An 18467-nucleotide genomic window follows, 5' to 3' on the forward strand; every position below is an offset into this window, starting at 1 on the left:
TCGCTCGGGCGATCATGCGCCTGGCGAGGAATCGTGGGCAGAAGGAAATAGATCGGCACGGAACGACGAGGAGACCGGATGCGAACACTTGCTCGATTTTGCCTGCTTGCGGCGCTTCTGCACGGCACACTTGCCTACGCGAATATCTTTGGCAAGCTGAATGGAATTGTGCACGACCCGCAACACAGGCCCATCAAGGGCGCCCAGATTACGCTGCACGCGGAGGACTCTGCCTTCGCCCTGAGCACCGTCACCGACGAGGAAGGCTCCTTCTCGATCGCCGCGGTGCCTCTCGGCAAGTACACCATTACAATTGCACAGGCGGGATTCCAAACCATTCGACAAGCTGTTAGGGTCGCCTCCGGAACCGCACCCTATTTGCACTTTGCGCTACAACTCGAAAGCGTGCAGCAGTCCGTCTCCGTCACTTCGACACAGGAGACAGTGAACATTGATTCCGCGACGACCACCACTCTGGTAGGTCGCGCCGACATCGCCCAAACGCCGGGCGCGGATCGAACCAACAGTCTGGCTATGATCACCGACTATGTTCCCGGTGCCTACATGACTCACGACATGCTCCACATGCGTGGCGGCCACCAGATCAGTTGGCAGATTGACGGCGTACAGATTCCCAATACCAATATCGCGAGTAATCTGGGAGCGCAGATTGACCCCAAGGACATTGACTATCTTGAAGTCCAGCGGGGAAGCTATAACGCCGACATCGGCGATCGAACCTTTGGCGTGATGAACGTCGTGCCGAGAACCGGCTTTGAACGGAACCGGCAAGCCGAACTCGTAGTGAGCGCGGGAAACTACTGGCAGACCAACGATCAACTGAACTTCGGCAGCCACTCGGAGAAGTTTGCCTACTACGCAAGCTTAACCGGCAACAGAAGCAACTATGGGTTAGCGCCGCCGATCGATCGCACCTATCACGATGCCGCCAATGGCTACGGCGGCTTTGTATCGTTGCTGTATAACCGCACTCCCCGCGATCAATTCCGGCTAGTAGCACAGCTTCGCCAGGACTTCTTTCAGATTCCTTACAATCCTGCGGACACGAATCGATTACGGGACGTGCAGCATGAAAAAGATGGGCTGGTCACTCTCTCCTGGCTGCATACGTTCAGCGCATCGACGCTGCTTCAGGTGTCCCCTTTCTACCATTACAACCAGGCCGACTACGAGCCGAGTTCCAGCGACTTTCCGATTGCAACAACCTCAGATCGTGCGTCCAACTATGCTGGCATTCAGGCCTCTGTTAGCAGCCAGATCAAGAGGAACACCTTTCAAGCTGGCTTCTATGCATTCGGACAACATGACAACGACAAATATGGCTCCGTGTTTTATGACCAAAGCTTTCCAAGCTTTGCCCTCCGGAACTCAGTGTCTGGTGGAGTGATTGAAGAGTATCTTTCCGACAACTTCAAAGTGACACCGTGGCTGACACTCATCGGCGGTCTTCGCCAATCGACTTTCTCAGGAGATTTTACCGAGAGCGTGACAAGCCCGCGTGTCGGTGCGGCGCTTCAGATCCCCAGGCTTAACTGGGTATTTCGCGGTTTCTATGGCAGGTTCTATCAGCCGCCTCCTTTGCTCACTACCTCCGGCCCACTCATCCAATACGCCAATAGTCAGAACACTTCCTTTGTGCCCATTCATGGCGAGCACGATGAAGAGCATCAGTTCGGCGTGCAGATTCCGCTCTACGGTTGGCTGCTGGACGCTGACCACTTTCAGACGCGGATCAACAAGTTTCTCGACCACTCAAATGTTGGGGCATCGAGCATCTACTTCCCCGTGACGATCGATGGTGCACTCGTCCAGGGATGGGAGCTATCTCTTCGATCCCCCCGGCTATGGCGGCTGGGGCAGGCACATCTTGCCTACTCCAACCAGATTGCCAAGCAGCGTGGCCCGATCACTGGAGGACTGATCTGCTACCCCGTCACGTCGCCGCAATGCGATGTCGAGCCTGGCTATACCCCGGTGGATCACGACCAGCGCAACACCCTGGATGTGGGCTTCCATGCCGCGCTGCCATGGAATGGATTTGGTTCGATCAATGTCAATTATGGATCGGGATTCCTCAACGGAGACCCGAATGAGCAATACCCGGGAAACTATCTACCACAGCACACTTCGGTGGACCTCTCCATCGGCAAGAACTTTGGAGAGCGCGCCACCGTCTCCGTAACCGGAATTAATCTTTCGAATCACCGTGTTCTGCTGGATAACAGCTTTACCTTCGGCGGATTTCACTACAACGATCCGCGGCAGATCTATGCAGAGGTTCGGTACCGCTTCCACTATTGATTCGACAGAATGGCCTGGCGCCACGGAGAATGGATTGAGGAGCAGCACGCCCGGCTATACCACTTCTACATGGAAGAAATTAACCGCTGGTCGGGATGAATACCCTCAGACCCTGCCGGTAATAAGTTTTGGAAATTCAGGAGAGAGCTACTTTGCGCTACGGAATTGCAATCCTGGCCATTGCGGGAATCATCGTTTCGTTTCTCGCATTCCGCGTTCACTATTCCAATGAGACGCAACCCTGCAGCATCAATGAGCATTGGGATTGTGGCGTGGTGAATCACAGTTCCTATGCTGAGATAGCAAAGGTCCCCGTCGCCGGAATCGGCATGGTCGGCTATGCAGCGCTGGCCCTGTTTTCGCTTCTCGGGCGCAGGCGCTGGACCTTCCTGCTATCCTTGCCGGGACTCGGCTTCGCGTTGTACCTGACATACATTGAACGAAATATCCTGCAGGTGTGGTGCCTCTATTGCGTGATTTCGCAAGGCATCATCGCTGCCATCACACTGCTCTCACTCCTTGACTGGCTCAGGCATCGGCGAGCGGCAGACTAGGCATGTTGTCGGCTTCAGCAAGCCTGTGCAACACTAAAAGCACGCCAGTCAGAATGCAGCGATGAAGAGAAGATCTTCTGCAGAGCACTCCTGATTCGGTATGCTTGTTGAAGCGAACTTCTCGCGCAAGAAGGGCCCATAGCTCAATTGGTTAGAGCAGCGGACTCATAATCCGTTGGTTCCAGGTTCAAGTCCTGGTGGGCCCACCATAATCCACACAACCTTCTTTTTCAGACCCCATCGGGCTGCGGGTTGAAGCATCGGCATAGACACCACGAGCCACTCAGGCGAGTGGCTCGTGGTGTCTGGAGTGTCTTCGCAGAATCCTACTCTGCGGTAGAGGTCCAGCGGAGACCGAAGCTGGCTGTGGGATGGTAGTACTCCCGCTGGATTGGATAAATACCGCTCCCTTGATAGAACCCAAAGACCTCATTACTGAGATTCAGGCCTGAGGCTACGAATTGGAGCCCCTTGTAGAGTCGATAGCTACCCTGAAGATCGTATTGGGTGTGGGCGTAGAGGTATTGGTCTCCTCCAGGTCCCTTCAACCCAAGAATAGGATCTTTGTTCGTGGCTGCGTCGCCTCCGCCATAAGCATAGGAGTAGATATTCTCGTCATTATGGCTTAGGCCAAAGCGCATGGAGAATCTCGCTTTGTCATAAGTCACGCCGACGTTATAGGTATTGGGAGCCTGGCGCTGCAGCGCCGCGTGATCGGTTCGATTGAACGAGCTTGGGAAAGTAACCTCTGACGTCGTGTAGCTGTAGTTTGCCGACACGCCAAAGCCACCCAGCAGGCCCGGCAAACGAGACAGCCTCTGCTCCCAGGCTAGTTCAAGGCCAAGGATATAGGCGTCGGGACCATTCACGGATTGCTTCAGTTGTCCCGGCTTTCCTCCAACTGTGGTCGCCGTAGTTGTGGGATAGATGGGATCGTTGAGCTGCTTGTAGAAGAATCCACCCTGAAGCACGCCGAGCGGCTGAGTAAAGTGTTCTACCAGCAGGTCGAAGTTATTCGCTCCCGTCGCTCTAAGGCCAGGATTTCCAGCAACGATGCTGGGGGGCGTCGTGTTCGGATCGATTTGCTGCGAGGGAACAATATCCGAGAAGTTAGGCCGTGAGATACCACGCCCGTAGCTTGCGCGCAGATTGGTGTTGGGGTCGATCTGGTATTGCAACTGCACGCTTGGCAGCAGGTTGATATAACCCGAACTTCCCTTGACCGGAAGCGTGCTCTGGTATTCCCCGTTATTCAGGATTACCTGGTTCGCAGTATAGGTGGCATCTGTAGCTTCGATGCGTAACCCCGCCTGCAGCCGGAACTTGCTCCAGGAAATGCTATTCATAACATAGCCCGCATACACCCGCTCATTGGCATCGTAGGTTGCCGGGTCAGAGTGAAGTCGGCTGGCTGTGACGTCGAGGGGCAACTCTGAAGAGTTCGCCTGGAAGAGCCGGATCAGTTTCCGATAGTCGGTAAGCGCTCCGTATTTATACGAGTTGTCATAGTAGTTTGGAGCCGACTGCGCTGACAGTCCCTGGCTCAGCAGGATAGAGGATTTTCCATCCGGGTTGGAGTAGACAAGATCTGACTCGCTCTGCGTTTTCTGCGCATTCCGGATCTTCAGTCCCACGGCCAGCGTGCCATAGTGCGAGTTCAGGCTGTAGTGCTGCGCAAGGTCCGCGGATCCCTGAAAGTTCAGTTGGGTGCTGTGCGACTTGGGCGCGCTGAAGCCCACCATTGAATAGGCCGTAGGATCGAGCGTATTGGTGCCATCAACGGCATTGAACTTTGGACGATATGGATCGCTGGCATTCAGCGTGAACTGAACGTTGCTGGGTCCATTGAAGTTGGAAGTCGCAAAGTCCTGGCCACCAATGTTATGGGAGCGGGAACCCGCAAACTCAAGCGTGAGGATAGAGGACCGGATCTCGTGCGTTACACCGGAGAGAATGCTGAAGATCTGTTGATCTGGCCGGCGAATGTAATGCCGATACTGCATGTTCCCGGTGTTATCAAATTGCGTGCTGGAGCCGTTTTGGGAGACCAGCGCCCCGGCATTCGGCGTATAGACCCAGGTATCGCCATAGTCGTGAAAATCAGAGAACAATCCCCGCGCGTACGCGCTTGTTCCCGGGTGAATCACGTAGTCAAGGCCACCGGCAAAGCCATAGCGAGTCCGGTAGTACTTATAGGTACGCATGTCCTCGGTGGCAAAGTAGGCGAGGTTCTTTCCACTTACTGGATCCTGTCCCACCACTGGCAATGGTTCAAGATCGTCAATGCCGCGATCGTTATGATCGTAGGTAAATCCCAGCAGTGCTCCCAGACGCTTCGTTGCGCCAAAGCGCCTGCCGGCAGTCCCATCGAATCCATCAACCCAGCGGCCATCCTGAATCGGCGTGTATCCACCCTGGATACCGAAGGTGTAGGTCGGTCTTTCGCCCGCGGTTTTGGTCACAAGATTGACGGATCCGCCGATGGCGTCGCCATCCTGGTTGGCAGACAAGGTCTTATTGACTTCAATTCGATCCACCAGGCCGGAAGGTAGAACGTCCAGTTTGACGTTGCGCACGCTGCCCTCGGGGGAAGGCACATTAACCCCGTCAATTGTCGTATTGCTCAGGCGGGGCTCCGTACCGCGAATCTGCACATACTTGCCCTCACCCTCATCGCGCTCGAGCGTCACGCTGGGGAGGCGCCCCACGGCATCCGCAACGTTGGTGTTCGGCAGGCTCGTGATGACCTTCGCCGGGAGCACCTGCACGATATCTTCCGCCGTACGCTGAATGTTGATCGCCTCCGCCTCACCATGCAGGCGCTCTCCTGAGACAATCACCTGATCTGCCTTCTCAGCAATCAGCAGCGTGGCGTTGACATAGGTCGTCTGTCCCGCGGCAATCTTTGCAGTCGTCGTGAACGGCGCGAATCCTACATACGATACGGAGATGGTGTATTCCCCGCTCGCCAGGTCTGAAATCTTGAACTGCCCCTGGGCATCGGAGACAACGCGCTTGCCGATTGGCTGAAGTTCAACCAGAGCCCCCGGCAATACGGCCTGGCTAATGTCTGAAACGCTTCCGGAGATAGAACCTCGGGCGTCCTGTGCAAGCACCCACCGCGTGGGACTTATACATAGCAACAACGCAAATGCAAGAAGGAGGGAAAGGTGTATTCGCTTCATCATGGTCTCCAGAGAAGGTGGCATCGAAAGAGGGCTCTTGCTGTTCCAACAGCGGCCGAGAGATCTGGCCGAAATGAGGGTGCTGGTCGATCTGATAAAGAACTGCAATTGGCACAGTGGCTCTAGCAATCGAGTCTGCCCATCGAAGATGAACGCTTCTTGTCGGTGAGGTTAGGATGGCGTGAATCAGAGTCCGTTGTTGATCTTTATTCCCTTTGTGGCGAAGGCGTCGCTTCCGTTAGGATCATCCTCGTGGCAGCAATCCTTGAAGTTCGGAATCTTTCGATCTGGTTTCGCACAGAAACCGGCGAATCCCCTGTAGTCCACAACCTCAACTTCTCTCTTGCCGAAGGAGACGTGCTGGGGATTGTGGGCGAGTCAGGCTCAGGGAAATCCGTAACGACGCTGGCGATCCTTGGGCTTCTGGCGAGCGCCGCGCGCGTGGAGGGTTCCGTACGGTTTAACGGGAATGAGTTACTCGGTCTAAGCCAGGAGAAGATACGCGCCTATCGCGGCCAGCAGATCGCAATGATCTTCCAGGAGCCGATGACCGCGCTCAACCCGGTAATGACCATCGGCGAGCAGATTGCCGAGGCGCTGCGCACACACCATCCCGAGCTTGCCCAGCGCGAGGTGCGCCGCCAGGTGCTGGAGGCGATGGAGGCAGTAGCGATCGCCGAGCCGGAGACGCGCTATGCGGACTACCCACACCAGTTTTCCGGGGGACAGCGCCAGCGGATCCTCATCGCCATGGCAATCATCAGCCATCCGCGCCTGCTCATTGCCGACGAGCCGACTACCGCTTTGGACGTCACCGTGCAGGCACAGATTCTGGAGCTGCTGCGCGACCTGCGCTCCCGCTTCGGCCTCTCGATGATCTTTATCTCGCACGATCTCGCGGTGGTGCAAAGTATCGCCGACCGCGTGCTGGTGATGCGGCACGGATACCTGCTGGAAGAGGGCTCTCGATCGCAGATCTTCCGCGAGACAGCTCACCCCTATACGCGGAGCCTGCTCGGCGCGGTGCCCACCATGCAAACCAGCCGCGACCTTCCGCTAGCCACCCTTCCAGCGTCGATGGAGGACGCCTCGGCAAAAGTGGTGGAGTGCGCCCCCGGCCACTGGGTTCGGCAGCATCCCGGGCGTTGATCCTCTTCCCGGAGCATGCCAGCGCGTGCAGGGTTGGCAACTGGATGAATCCTAGATAGATTGTCGAATAGAGCTCTTTTCAGATCGATCATCCGATGGAGTTCCCCGGTTACCCTGGCTGCCCATGCGCGCACTCGTCGTCTCCGATATTCATGCCAATCTCGATGCGCTGGAAGCAGTGCTTGCCTCCGCGCCGGCTCACGACACCGTGTGGAACCTTGGAGATGTCGTCGGATACGGAGCAAGCCCGAATGAGGTAATCGAGCGCGTGAGAGGTCTAGGCACCGTGATGGTGCGGGGAAACCATGATCGTGCCTGCTGTGGTCTGGATTCTCTGGTAGGCTTCAATCCCATCGCCACGGCGGCTGCGCGCTGGACGCGCACCACACTCACCAGCGAACACATTCTTTGGCTGCGTCAGCTATCCGAGGGCCCCGTGGTATCGGAGGGAACCGAGGTGAGCTGCGTCCATGGTTCGGTTCTCGACGAGGATCAATATGTCATGTCTCTGCGGGACGCATGGCTCCCTCTGAAGCAGGCGCACTCCCGCATCACATTCTTCGGCCACACGCATGTGCAGGGTGGCTTTGCCGCCAGCGAAGAGGAATGGTTCCGGCTGGAGCCGCGGTACCACGGAGGCAACGAGGCCGAGGAATACGAAATCCCCCTCCGCAACGGCCTGCGGTATCTGCTGAATCCCGGCTCGGTCGGCCAGCCTCGCGACCACGACTGGCGCGCCGCATACGCTCTCTACGATGGGGACAGAAAGACGGTCAGCTTCTATCGCGTTCCCTATGACGTAAAAATGGCCCAGCAGCGAATTCTGCGTGCGGGCCTGCCGGATCGTCTCGCCTCACGTCTGCGCGAGGGGCGCTAGCGGAAGCTCGGGAGATTGCCCCCTGAGCCATATAGGTAGGAAAGGAGGCGGATCGCCTCCGCCCCATTCACTCAAGTGCCTTGATGGCGACTTTGGACGACGTTACTCTGCAGCGCCTTCTTCGCGCACGACGCTTACCTTGAGGTGAGCGGTGACTTCGCGATGAAGCTTGATGGGAACATGGAACTCTCCCAGCGCCTTGAGCGGCTCTTCCAGGTGGATCTTGCGGCGGTCAATGGCAAAGCCCTTGCTCTCCAACTGTTGCGCGATATCCGCCGAGGTAACCGAACCGAAGAGATGCTCGTTCTCGCCGACCTTGCGCTCGAAGGCGAGCGACACGGCATCAAGCTGGGCCACAAGTGCCTCTGCTTCCGCCTTCTCCTTGGCTGACTTGCGCACAGCCGAGGCTTTCATCTGTTCGATTACGGCCTTGTTGGCAGCATTCGCTTCCATGGCCAGCTTCTTCGGCAGCAGGAAGTTCCTGCCATAACCGTCGGCCACCTTCACGACATCGCCGCGATGGCCGAGATTGAGTACGTCTTCTTTCAGAATGACTTCCATTGCGATCTCCAGAAACCTAAAAAGTATTGCGGTAACGCTTGCAGCGTCAGCGCAGGCGCATACCTGCGGCCGGATGCCAATGTCCCGCAGGCAGTGGAACTCCGATGGAACGCGCAGACGCGGGACCGGGAGTACTCCAACTGCCGTTTGAAACCTAGAAGCGCGCTGCGAATGGCAGCAGGGCGATGTTCCTGGCCTGCTTGATGGCTCGCGTAAGACGGCGCTGATGCGTGGTGCAAACGCCCGTCAGACGGCGAGGCACAATCTTTCCGCGCTCCGCTACAAAGCCCTGCAGCAGGCGAACATCGCGGTAAGGAATCGCGTCGATCTTCTCGGTGCAGAACTTGCAGACCTTCTTGCGGCGGAAAAACTTGCGGCCACCGGGACCACCGCCGGGACGACCACCGCTGCGTTGACCGGAACCCGAAGACGGGCCGGAGGATGCTGGCGCCGGACTGTGGGGCGCACTTACTGGAGTGTTCTCGTCTGCCATTTGCTCTTCTTCCTTCTTGGCGGCCAGGCACGAAAGCCTGCTGCCGCGATCTTGTCTTCCAAACCCGGGAAGACCCTCAATTCAGGGCACGGGAGACTGCCCGCGCTCAGGATCTTCTGCTCCGGCAGCTGCTCTAGGCAGTTGCGGGAGTCGCCTGCGGGGTCGCTGCCGGAGCGGCAACTTCCGATGCTGGTGCGATCGGCTCTGCCGCTGGCGCAGATGCCGGGACGGGCGCGGCAACTGGAGCAGCCGGCTGGGCGCTCAGTTTCTTATGGCTGGCGCGAATGGCACGAACCTTCGCCAGGCGCTTGTCCTCTTCGTCCATGCGCACGGTGATGAACTTGATGACCGGCTCGGTAACGCGGAGGCGGCGTTCCAACTCCGCGATCAGCTTGCCATCAGCTTCCACCGTCAGCAGGACGTAGTTGCCATCGTTGAACTTGCGCACCGTGTAGGCCAGCTTGCGGCGACCCAGCTTCTCGGTCGACTTGAGGACTCCACCACCGTTGGTGACCGTCCCTTCCAGAGCGGCGACTACCTTGTCCAGCTCTTCGTCCTGAATGTCGGGACGAACGATGAACATGACTTCATAAACACGATCCATTCTGTTCTCTTTTCCGCGGGCCTTCTTCAGGCCTGCTATGCCAATCCGGGCTTCTCCCGCATTCGCTCTTCCTGCCTATTCCGCCGGGCTGTTTCGCTCACGACGGTTGAACTCGTTCATTGCAGCGTTTACGCCTGCCGACAACACCACTTCCACGGCACGTGCAACGCGATCCAGCACCTCATCCAGCACCGCCAGGTCCGCCTTGCGCATCGGCGTCAGTAGGTAATCCTTGCCGCCGCGTCGCGCTGCTTCCGGCGCTGTGATATCCGGACCCACTCCAATTCTCAGACGCAGCCACTCATCGCTCTTGAGTGCTCCCGCCACCGACCTGGCTCCGTTATGCCCGGCGGGACTGCCGCGCTCCTTCATCTGCAGCCGTCCCAGGGGCAGGTCCAGATCGTCATAGAGCACGATCAGATCCTGCAGCGGGTCAGCATCGAACTCCTTCACCAGAGCCTGTACGGCAATGCCGCTCAGGTTCATGAAGGTCTCAGGCTTAGCCAGAATCACTTCCTGGCCCGCAATTCTTGCCGTCGCCGTCAGCGCGCGGCAGCGGCGATTGTTGACCGTGACCCCACACCGCTCCGCGATACGGTCAATCGCCAGAAACCCGGCGTTGTGCGGCGTGAACTGGTATTCCAGTCCGGGATTCCCCAGGCCAATCACCAGAAACGCACCGCGACGCTCCCGGCCTTGATCCCCGTTCTGACCTGTGCCGGAGCGAACCAGCCGCTCCGGCCCTTCGAAAGCGTCGGCCAAGGGTTACTTCTTCGCGCCCTTGCCGGCTTCGCCCTCTTCCGTCTCCTGCTTGCCCTTCTTCACAACTTCGGGCTCGGCAGGTGCGGCGGCAGCAGTCTCTTCGGCGGTAGGTGCAACCTCCTCGCGGATGGCGACCACGTGAGCCACGGTCGCATCCTCGTCGGTCAGGAACTTGAGCTTGGAATCGTGCGCCAGATCGGCAACGCGGATGCCCTCGTTCATCTTCAGGCCGGTTACATCGACGACGATGTGCGCCGGAATATCTCCCGGCAGGCACTCGATCTCCAGTTCGCGCAGAACCTGATCGAGAATGCCACCCTGCTCCTTGACGCCCACGGGTACGCCTACCAGCTGAATCGGCACTTCCACCTTCATCGTCTGATCCATCGCAATGCGCTTCAGGTCGATGTGGATCAGTTTGTCCTTGATCGGCTCATACTGCCAGTCCACGATCATGGCCTTGGTGCGCTTGCCGGCGATCTCAACGTCGAAGATCGTGTTGTGGCCGGACTCCGACCAGAGAATCTTCTGCATCTGCTTGGGGTCCAACTCAATAGCCTGGGCCGGCTCCTTCGCGCCGTAGATGACGGCGGGAATCTTGCCCTGGACACGCACCCGGCGTGCGGCATTCTTGTTGAACTTGCCCTCGCGGGGCGTGGCTGTAACGATTTCAGGTGTTGTCATCTTCTCTTATCCTTCGGGCACGGCCTCAGGCCACTCCCTTTTCGGGCCGCGAATTCCTCCGCGGCCGGGTAATTTGCGACCAGTCCTCAGTTGAAGAGAGAGCTGACGCTGGTCTCCATGTGGATGCTCTCAATCGCCGCGCCCAACAGGCCCGCGACCGACAGCACCTTGATCTTTGCGACCTTCTGCGCCTCTTCCCGCAGAGGGATGGAATTCGTCACCACCAATTGCTCAAGACGAGAATTGACGATTCGCTCCGTGGCCGGCCCCGAAAGCACCGGGTGCGACGCACAGGCGTAAACACTGGCAGCTCCCTGCCCCAGCAGCGCATCGACGGTCTTCACCAGCGTGCCTGCCGTATCTACCATGTCGTCGATGATCAGGCAGGTATGCCCCTTCACATCGCCAATCACGTGCATCACTTCTGTAACGTTGATGTCCGTGCGCCGCTTGTCCACAATGGCCAGCGGAGCACCCATCTTCTGCGCGAAAAACCGTGCGCGCTCCACACCGCCCGCATCGGGCGAAACCACAGTCAGATTCGGCAGGTTCAATTCCTTGAAGTAGCTCACCAAAACCGGGCTTGCGAACAGGTGATCTACCGGAATATTGAAGAAGCCCTGAATCTGTGCCGCATGCAGGTCCAGAAACAAAGCCCTGTCCGCTCCCGCAGTCGTCAGCAAATCCGCCACCAGCTTCGACGAGATGGCCACGCGAGGCCGGTCCTTCCGATCCTGCCGCGCATATCCGTAATACGGCACCACCACCGTGATCCTGGCCGCCGACGCACGCTTCAGAGCGTCGATCATAATCAGCAACTCCACCAGGTGCTGATCCACCGGATAGCAGGTTGGCTGCACAACAAAAACGTCAACGCCGCGAACATTCTCCAGCAGTTGGAAATACACTTCGCCATCGGCAAAGCGCTGCGTCTTGGTCTCCCCCAGCGCCACGCCCACATGCTTGGCAATCTGCTCGGCAAGCGGCCGATTGGCCGATCCGGAAAAGAGCTTGAAACGCTTATCGTCTCCCAGCCGTCCCGTTCGCTTGCGCTCTGCCGCCGGCTTGACTCCGCCGCGCGACGTCTCTTGCGTTGAAGGCGAAACCGCCGCCTCGTCCGCTCCTGCTACTCCCACTGCTTCTATCGCCACAAGAACCCCCCAAGCTGGTTTGCGTTGGATGTTCCGATTAACAATTGGCCGGGGTCGCTACTTCCCGTCCCTGATATCTGCTCTGAGCCCGTGTCCCTACCGCCGTTCCGGGCGAAATACTGGCTGGGCGACTAGGATTCGAACCTAGACAAGTGCCTCCAAAGGGCACTGTCCTACCATTAGACGATCGCCCAGTACCGCCGAGGCTAATCCAGCCCTCGACCATTTTCGACCCTGCAGACAATGCCCGCAACGCTACCCGTTCGACACCATTTCGCGCCAATACTGCTCGCGGGGAATCGTCCGGGTAAGAAAGCCTGCAACGCCCTGCGCCTGAAGCCGTTCCAGAGCCGCCTGGGCTGCAACCTGTGTCTCGTACAGCCCGAAGAGCGCCGAACCGGAGCCAGAGAGGGCAGCATACAGCGCGTCCTCGGATGAAGCCGATTCGCCGGAAACCGCAAGTGTGCGCTTGATTAGACCGAGGGAGGGATGCTGCGAGAAGACGACCTCTTCAAAGTCGTTTTCAATCCCGGTTCGGACAAGCGCGAGAAGCGGATTCTCGGGCCGGTCTTCTCCCGAAGAGAAGACACCGGAGGAGTGCAAGCCGGCCGGGACAAACCCGGATGCCAGCGTGCGACCCAACTTTCTGAGTCTATCGGAGTTCGCAGGGGTGGTCAATTCTGAAACGGCCTTGGAGACCGGCAGTCCACCGTGGCGCGCATCCCAGTCGCGAAATGCCTGGGGAGTCGAAACCCCCACGGCTGGCGAAGCCACAACGCACCACGTCGCCGGCAGGTCGGGCAGGGGGTACACCTCCTCGCCACGGCTCAATCCGAGGACCGTTCCGCCAATAAGGAAGAGCGGGACATCCGAGCCCACCGCGGCCGCCAGTTCCAGCCGAAGCTCTCCAGGAAGCCGGGTATCCAGCTCACGCTCCAGCCCCACCAGCGCGGCGGCGGCATTTGCCGACCCGGCGCCGAGTCCGCCCTGCACCGGCAGGTTCTTCTCGATGTGGATGTGCACCTCGGCAGCCTGCTTCATCGCCGCCAGGCCAGCTTCCACCATGCGCCAGGCTGTGTTGCGGTTGTCCGTCGGGACGCGAGGATCGTTTGTTGTCAGGCGGATAGCCGTCTTCGATGCGGCGTGCGCCTCGACGGTCAGCTCGTCATGCACGGCGAGCGTCTGGTAGATCGTCACCAGTCCGTGAAAGCCATCCGGACGGGTGGGGCCTATGGCAAGACCGAGATTGATCTTCGCGTGCGAACGAACCAATGTGGACATGTGTTCGGATATTGTAGAGCAGCTACCCCTTTGCCTTCTGGAAGCTCAGGCGCCCGCCAGCATTGCTCCTGCGGCCAAATGTGACAGATGTAACAATGGTGAGGGAACTCAAATCGAAGCAGGAGTGAATCTGTTGAGCTGGAGCATACCTACCGGATGCCGAGGGTTGATCTTCGATTGTGACGGAACCCTTGTCGATTCGATGCCGCTGCACTTCGAGGTTTGGAACTCGGTGCTCCACCGCCACAATCTGGATTTAATAGAGGATCGCTTTTACCAGTGGGCGGGGCTGCCAGTGGACCAGATCATCCAGCTCCTCGCCGACGAAAAGGGCCTGAAAGTCGATATTCCGGCCATTGCGAAGGAGCGGGATGCCGAGTTCCACAATCGGCCTGCAAGTGAGCTTCGCCCGGTTGAGCCGGTGGTCGCAATCGCCCGGCGGTATCGCGGACAGCTTCCCATGGCGGTAGCTACGGGCAGCACGCAGGCTTCGGCGGAGGCATCCCTGCGCGCCATCGGAGTGCTCGATTGGTTTGACGCTGTGGTGAGTTCCCATGAGGCTGGCCGCCCCAAGCCGGCGCCGGATGTCTTCCTGCTGGCGGCCGATCGAATCGGCATACCCCCTGCGGATTGCGTTGCCTTGGAAGATGGAAATGCCGGGCTGGAGTCAGCCCGCGCGGCCGGAATGCATGCGATCGATATCCGCCCCTGGCTACGAGGTTAGAGCAAGCCCCCTTGTCTCCGGGGCGAGTCACCTGCCAGATACCCTCCGGATTCCTTCGCGGCAGAACAGCCGTCCGGCATACCCGCAGATGAGAAGATAACTTCAGGGGCAAACTCCCCCTGCCCTGAGGAACCAGGATACAAACGATGTTGAGAGTGATTTCCACGCATGTTTTTCTTCGCCAGCGGCTGCATCCAGGATTGCTGGACCAACTGACTCGCGGAGGGGCCCAGGCAATTGAGATTTTCGCCGCACGGCAGCACTTTAATTACACCGATCGCGCCCAGGTACGCGAGATCTCGGAGTGGTTCCGATCCAATCCGGTGCACGCTTTTTCATTGCACGCGCCCGTATTCCCCGACCTGGAAATGGGCCGGGACGGCGTGCCCTCCGTCAACGTGGTTCACCCCGACAAGTCTCGCCGCATCGACGCCATGGATGAGATCAAGCGTGCGCTTGAGACGGCGGAGCAGTTGCCGCTGGACTATATGATCCTGCACCTCGGCGACCGCGAAGACGCCTGGAATCCGCGAACTCTGGAGCATTCGCTCACTGCACTCGAACACCTTCAGGCCTTCGCGCGTCCGCTGGGAGTGGGGCTGCTGGTGGAGAACCTTCAGAACGAGGTGACCGCGCCGGCAAATAACCTGGAGATTCTCGCAACCGGACATTTCGACGATATAGGCGTCTGCCTGGACCTGGGTCATGCGCACCTGGGCGAAGGAATTCCGGCGGTCATCGGCACGCTCAAGGAGCGCATTCGCTCCGCACACATCCACGACAATCTGGGCGACAAGGATTCGCACCTGTGGCCCGGTGAAGGCAACATCGACTGGACCGAAGCGATGCGGGAATTGAGAACCATCCCCAGGCTTGAGGCGACGGTGCTGGAGATCAACTACACCCTTGGCGACCCGCCGGAAGCGGTATCCACGCGTGCTGCGGAGGCCTTTCGGCTGCTAGAGCTGTAGCGCCCGACGTTCGACTCCAACAGCCAGCCAGGGTGTATCGACATGTAGGAATGGCTGGCCGTTCTTATACGTCGATACACCCTAAGGCTTGAGGACATAGATTCGATAGCCCTGCTGGCCGGTCAGGTTTGCAGGAAAGCTGCGCTCGATTCGCAAATCATAGTGGGCGCTTAGGTAGCTGGCCAGATCGGGCCACATGGCAAGTTTTCTGTAGTCGCCGGTGTTGATCAGGTGCAGCCAGCTCGTCACGACAATCACGCGCGGCGGCTTGCTCTGGAGCGCCTGCCAGAAACGGGTCCGCGTCTCACGGACGATCGGCTGTGTCTCCGGGCCAAAGATGAGGAAGTCCGATAGCAGCCCGGTAGATGGCAGCAGCCGCATGCGATACAGAGCCGTGCCGCAGCCGGAGATGGAATCGAGGCACTGCACCTGGCCCGACAATTGCGGTCCGCCGAACGCGGTGAGATCGCTCTGAAGCGCGGTAACGAGAGCCTCGCTCCATTGCGCGTGGCTGGCTCGCAACAGAAACTGCACCGGCAGAACCAGACAGCCGTAAGCAACTCCTGCGAGCGCGAGGGCCTGCAGCGCTCCGCGCCCACGGAGAGCATGCGCATATTCAATCCCTGCCCACAGCACGAGGAAGGCAACCAGCAGATAGCGATGATAGGAGTAGCCCTTATCCTGCAGAATGTAGTGGGCCATGCCGGCAGCCACTCCCAGGATGAGGGCGCTGCCCTCCCACGTCTGCCAGTCGCGACACTTCCACGCAATCACCGCGGCGAGAAAGGCAAGCACCCGCATCGGCGGTAGCAGACTGCTCCACAGCATGAAGCCAAGGCTCTTGCTGGCGAGGCTCGCGTAGTAGGGCGTCGTAAAGCGAAGCGAATGCCAGAACGCAGCCAGCGCATGCTCCCGCAAGAGCCACGCGCACACGGCGATCCCCGGCAACAGAAGACCACCGATGCCCAGAAGGAGCATTCCCCTCATGGGTAGCCTGCGCCGGTAGAGCGTGACCGCGGACAGCACCAGCAAGGCGATCGCCAGCGGAAGGACCGTAGGCTTCATCGTCACCGCCATGCCTGCGGCAACGCCGAAGAAGCCCATGGACCACGGGCGATTCTCGCGGAGAGCGTGAAAGAGAAAGGCGTATGCGACCAGCATCAGCACCGCCATCTGTAGATCCCGCTGGCCAAGCTGGCCCATCCCGTCGCGGCCGTGAAAGAGCACCAGCAAACCGGCAGCAAAGGCCGCGGGAAACCAGCCGTAAGGACGGGCAACCGCAAGGATCGCAAGACTGGCAACGCCCATCAGTGCCAGGTCAAAGAGCCGCCACGCCAGCGCTTCCCCGCCAAAGATGTGCACGGCAAGCCAGTCCGCCAGAAGGCTTCCGGGCATGTTCATATCGCCAAAATCGCGGTATGGCACCAGCCCCTTATCGATCAGGAAGCTCATGTAGTGCATCAGCGAAGCATCGTTGACCAGCGGCCAATGGAGGCTGCGCACAACGAAGAAGGAGACGCATGCAGCCAGAACCGCGCAAAGCCCGGCCTGGAGCGGTGCGATGGCACGATCATTCAGCATTGCGGAAAGTATGCCAATCCTCAGCACAACTTGACCAGCACCAATCGATCTTTCTCCGCCCCATTCCGCTCGCCTGCCACTCCCCTGTCAACGCCCGCCATGTCAACCCCGCCCTTTCAACCTCGGGATTCGCGGCAGAGCACGCAGAGGCTAGAATGGCTGGTGGCGCACTGAGGGGTTCAACTCCCGCCACCGTTGAAGGAATCTCATGTCAGATCAGACTATTGAAGCATCTACCGCGCCCGTTACCACCATCGCCGAGGTGGGCAAGCATGTAGGCGCGAGCGTCACCCTGCACGGCTGGCTGTATAACCTGCGCGCCAGCGGCAAGCTGCTGTTTCCCATCTTCCGCGACGGAACAGGCACCATTCAGGGCATCGTGCCCAAGGCTGCCGTATCGGAGGAGATCTTCGAAACCATCCGGCACCTCACGCAGGAGTCAAGCGTCATTGTCACCGGCAAGGTCCGCGCCGACGACCGCGCCCCCGGCGGCTTTGAGCTGGATGTCGAAGATATTCAAGTGATCCAGCGCGTATCCGAAGAGGACCCCTTCCCCATCACGCTCAAAGAACATGGCGTCGATTTCCTGATGGAGCATCGCCACCTATGGATCCGCACACCGCGGCAGTCCGCCATCCTGCGCATCCGCGCCGAGATCATCAAGGCGGCACGCGATTATCTCGACGACCACGGATTCATCCTTACCGACCCGCCGATCCTGACCCCCGCCGCCTGTGAAGGCACCAGCACGCTCTTCCCGGTAAAGTATTTTGGCGATGAGGCATACCTGACGCAGAGCGGCCAGCTCTACATCGAGAGCACAGCATTGGCGCTGGGCAAGGTCTACTCCTTTGGGCCAACCTTTCGCGCAGAAAAATCGAAGACGCGGCGCCACCTGACCGAGTTCTGGATGGTCGAGCCGGAGATCGCCTTCTGCGGACTCGACGGCCTGATGGAGCTGGCGGAGAACTTCATCAGCTTCATCGTCGAGCGCGTCCTCACGCGCCGCGCCTCGGAACTGAAGGTGATCGGCCGCGACATCTCGAAGCTGGAGGCGATCAAGGCCCCCTTCCCCCGGCTCAGCTACGACGAAGCGGCGAAGATGCTCGACGATGCGTACGCCAAGGGCCTGATCGAACAAAAATTTGAGTACGGCAACGATTTTGGCTCGCCGGACGAAACCTATATCTCATCGCAGTTTGACCGGCCAGTCATGGTGCATCGCTACCCCGCAGCGGTCAAGGCCTTCTACATGGAGCCGGACCCTGCCAATCCCAAATACGCGCTCTGCGTGGATGTGCTCGCGCCTGAGGGCTATGGCGAGGTCATCGGCGGATCGCAGCGCATCAGCTCCTATGAACTGCTGAAGCAGCGCATCGAGGAGAACAAGCTGCCACTCGACGCCTTCCAGTGGTACCTTGACCTGCGCCGCTACGGCTCCGTGCCTCACTCCGGTTTTGGCATGGGCATCGAACGCGTCGTGGCATGGGTGTGCGCGCTGGATCATGTTCGCGAAACCATCCCCTTCGCCCGCACGCTCAACCGCATTTACCCATAGGCCCCATCTA

At 59.1% G+C, this 18467-nt stretch carries 16 protein-coding genes and 2 tRNA genes; 8 read left to right on the forward strand and 10 right to left on the reverse strand.

Features of this window, described 5'->3' with window-relative positions; translation table 11 throughout:
- Positions 1-78: 78 nt before the first annotated feature.
- The 3 genes from VM554_09655 to VM554_09665 all read left to right on the forward strand — a co-directional run bounded on the left by VM554_09655 (position 79) and on the right by VM554_09665 (position 3085).
- On the forward strand, positions 79-2322 hold the full coding sequence (locus tag VM554_09655; protein ID HVJ08639.1) for a TonB-dependent receptor: 2244 nt from the start codon (positions 79-81) through the stop codon (positions 2320-2322).
- Between the two features lie 152 nt (positions 2323-2474).
- A complete protein-coding gene (locus VM554_09660) occupies positions 2475-2876 on the forward strand; it encodes a vitamin K epoxide reductase family protein (GenBank protein ID HVJ08640.1) in 402 nt (133 codons plus the stop codon).
- A 132-nt stretch (positions 2877-3008) separates the two neighbouring features.
- Positions 3009-3085: transfer RNA gene (locus VM554_09665), tRNA-Ile, on the forward strand.
- Between the two features lie 117 nt (positions 3086-3202).
- Here VM554_09665 and VM554_09670 read toward each other — a convergent pair.
- Positions 3203-6064: a TonB-dependent receptor gene (locus tag VM554_09670; protein ID HVJ08641.1), complete on the reverse strand. Its 2862-nt coding sequence runs from the start codon at positions 6062-6064 to the stop codon at positions 3203-3205.
- Positions 6065-6313: 249 nt separating this feature from the next.
- Between VM554_09670 and VM554_09675 the strand changes: the two genes are divergently transcribed.
- Together VM554_09675 and VM554_09680 are read left to right on the forward strand one after the other, a co-directional pair.
- The gene (locus tag VM554_09675; GenBank protein HVJ08642.1) at positions 6314-7210 is read left to right on the forward strand and encodes an ABC transporter ATP-binding protein; all 897 of its coding nucleotides are present in this window, start codon (positions 6314-6316) and stop codon (positions 7208-7210) included.
- Positions 7211-7334: 124 nt separating this feature from the next.
- Positions 7335-8087, forward strand: coding sequence for a metallophosphoesterase family protein (locus tag VM554_09680; GenBank protein HVJ08643.1), 753 nt, complete (start codon positions 7335-7337; stop codon positions 8085-8087).
- A 102-nt stretch (positions 8088-8189) separates the two neighbouring features.
- Here VM554_09680 and rplI read toward each other — a convergent pair whose 3' ends face one another.
- The 8 genes from rplI to ispE all read right to left on the reverse strand — a co-directional run bounded on the left by rplI (position 8190) and on the right by ispE (position 13623).
- On the reverse strand, positions 8190-8648 hold the full coding sequence (rplI, locus tag VM554_09685; protein ID HVJ08644.1) for a 50S ribosomal protein L9: 459 nt from the start codon (positions 8646-8648) through the stop codon (positions 8190-8192).
- A gap of 154 nt (positions 8649-8802) precedes the next feature.
- On the reverse strand, positions 8803-9141 hold the full coding sequence (rpsR, locus tag VM554_09690) for a 30S ribosomal protein S18 (protein HVJ08645.1): 339 nt from the start codon (positions 9139-9141) through the stop codon (positions 8803-8805).
- A gap of 133 nt (positions 9142-9274) precedes the next feature.
- The gene (rpsF, locus tag VM554_09695; protein ID HVJ08646.1) at positions 9275-9745 is read right to left on the reverse strand and encodes a 30S ribosomal protein S6; all 471 of its coding nucleotides are present in this window, start codon (positions 9743-9745) and stop codon (positions 9275-9277) included.
- Between the two features lie 75 nt (positions 9746-9820).
- Positions 9821-10507, reverse strand: coding sequence for an aminoacyl-tRNA hydrolase (gene pth, locus VM554_09700; protein HVJ08647.1), 687 nt, complete (start codon positions 10505-10507; stop codon positions 9821-9823).
- 3 nt (positions 10508-10510) lie between these two features.
- Entirely contained in the window at positions 10511-11191 is a 681-nt protein-coding gene (locus VM554_09705) for a 50S ribosomal protein L25 (protein ID HVJ08648.1), read from the reverse strand.
- Between the two features lie 86 nt (positions 11192-11277).
- Positions 11278-12342 (reverse strand): ribose-phosphate pyrophosphokinase, encoded by a 1065-nt coding sequence (locus tag VM554_09710; protein ID HVJ08649.1) that lies wholly within the window; start codon positions 12340-12342, stop codon positions 11278-11280.
- A gap of 120 nt (positions 12343-12462) precedes the next feature.
- Positions 12463-12536: transfer RNA gene (locus VM554_09715), tRNA-Gln, on the reverse strand.
- A gap of 61 nt (positions 12537-12597) precedes the next feature.
- Positions 12598-13623 carry a 4-(cytidine 5'-diphospho)-2-C-methyl-D-erythritol kinase gene (ispE, locus tag VM554_09720; GenBank protein ID HVJ08650.1) on the reverse strand — a complete coding sequence of 342 codons (1026 nt, stop codon included), beginning with the start codon at positions 13621-13623 and terminating at the stop codon, positions 12598-12600.
- A 133-nt stretch (positions 13624-13756) separates the two neighbouring features.
- Here ispE and VM554_09725 point away from each other — a divergent pair, with 133 nt between their 5' ends.
- Together VM554_09725 and VM554_09730 are read left to right on the forward strand one after the other, a co-directional pair.
- Positions 13757-14347 carry an HAD-IA family hydrolase gene (locus VM554_09725; protein HVJ08651.1) on the forward strand — a complete coding sequence of 197 codons (591 nt, stop codon included), beginning with the start codon at positions 13757-13759 and terminating at the stop codon, positions 14345-14347.
- Between the two features lie 146 nt (positions 14348-14493).
- Complete coding sequence (locus VM554_09730; GenBank protein ID HVJ08652.1) at positions 14494-15318, forward strand: sugar phosphate isomerase/epimerase family protein; 825 nt, start codon at positions 14494-14496, stop codon at positions 15316-15318.
- A gap of 81 nt (positions 15319-15399) precedes the next feature.
- Here the strand turns inward: VM554_09730 and VM554_09735 are convergent, their stop codons facing one another.
- On the reverse strand, positions 15400-16899 hold the full coding sequence (locus VM554_09735; protein HVJ08653.1) for a glycosyltransferase family 39 protein: 1500 nt from the start codon (positions 16897-16899) through the stop codon (positions 15400-15402).
- Positions 16900-17107: 208 nt separating this feature from the next.
- Between VM554_09735 and asnS the strand changes: the two genes are divergently transcribed.
- On the forward strand, positions 17108-18457 hold the full coding sequence (gene asnS / locus VM554_09740) for an asparagine--tRNA ligase (GenBank protein HVJ08654.1): 1350 nt from the start codon (positions 17108-17110) through the stop codon (positions 18455-18457).
- Positions 18458-18467 lie beyond the last annotated feature (10 nt).

Origin of the sequence: Acidisarcina sp. (assembly GCA_035539175.1) — a bacterium.
In the GTDB taxonomy this organism is placed as follows: domain Bacteria; phylum Acidobacteriota; class Terriglobia; order Terriglobales; family Acidobacteriaceae; genus JANXZS01.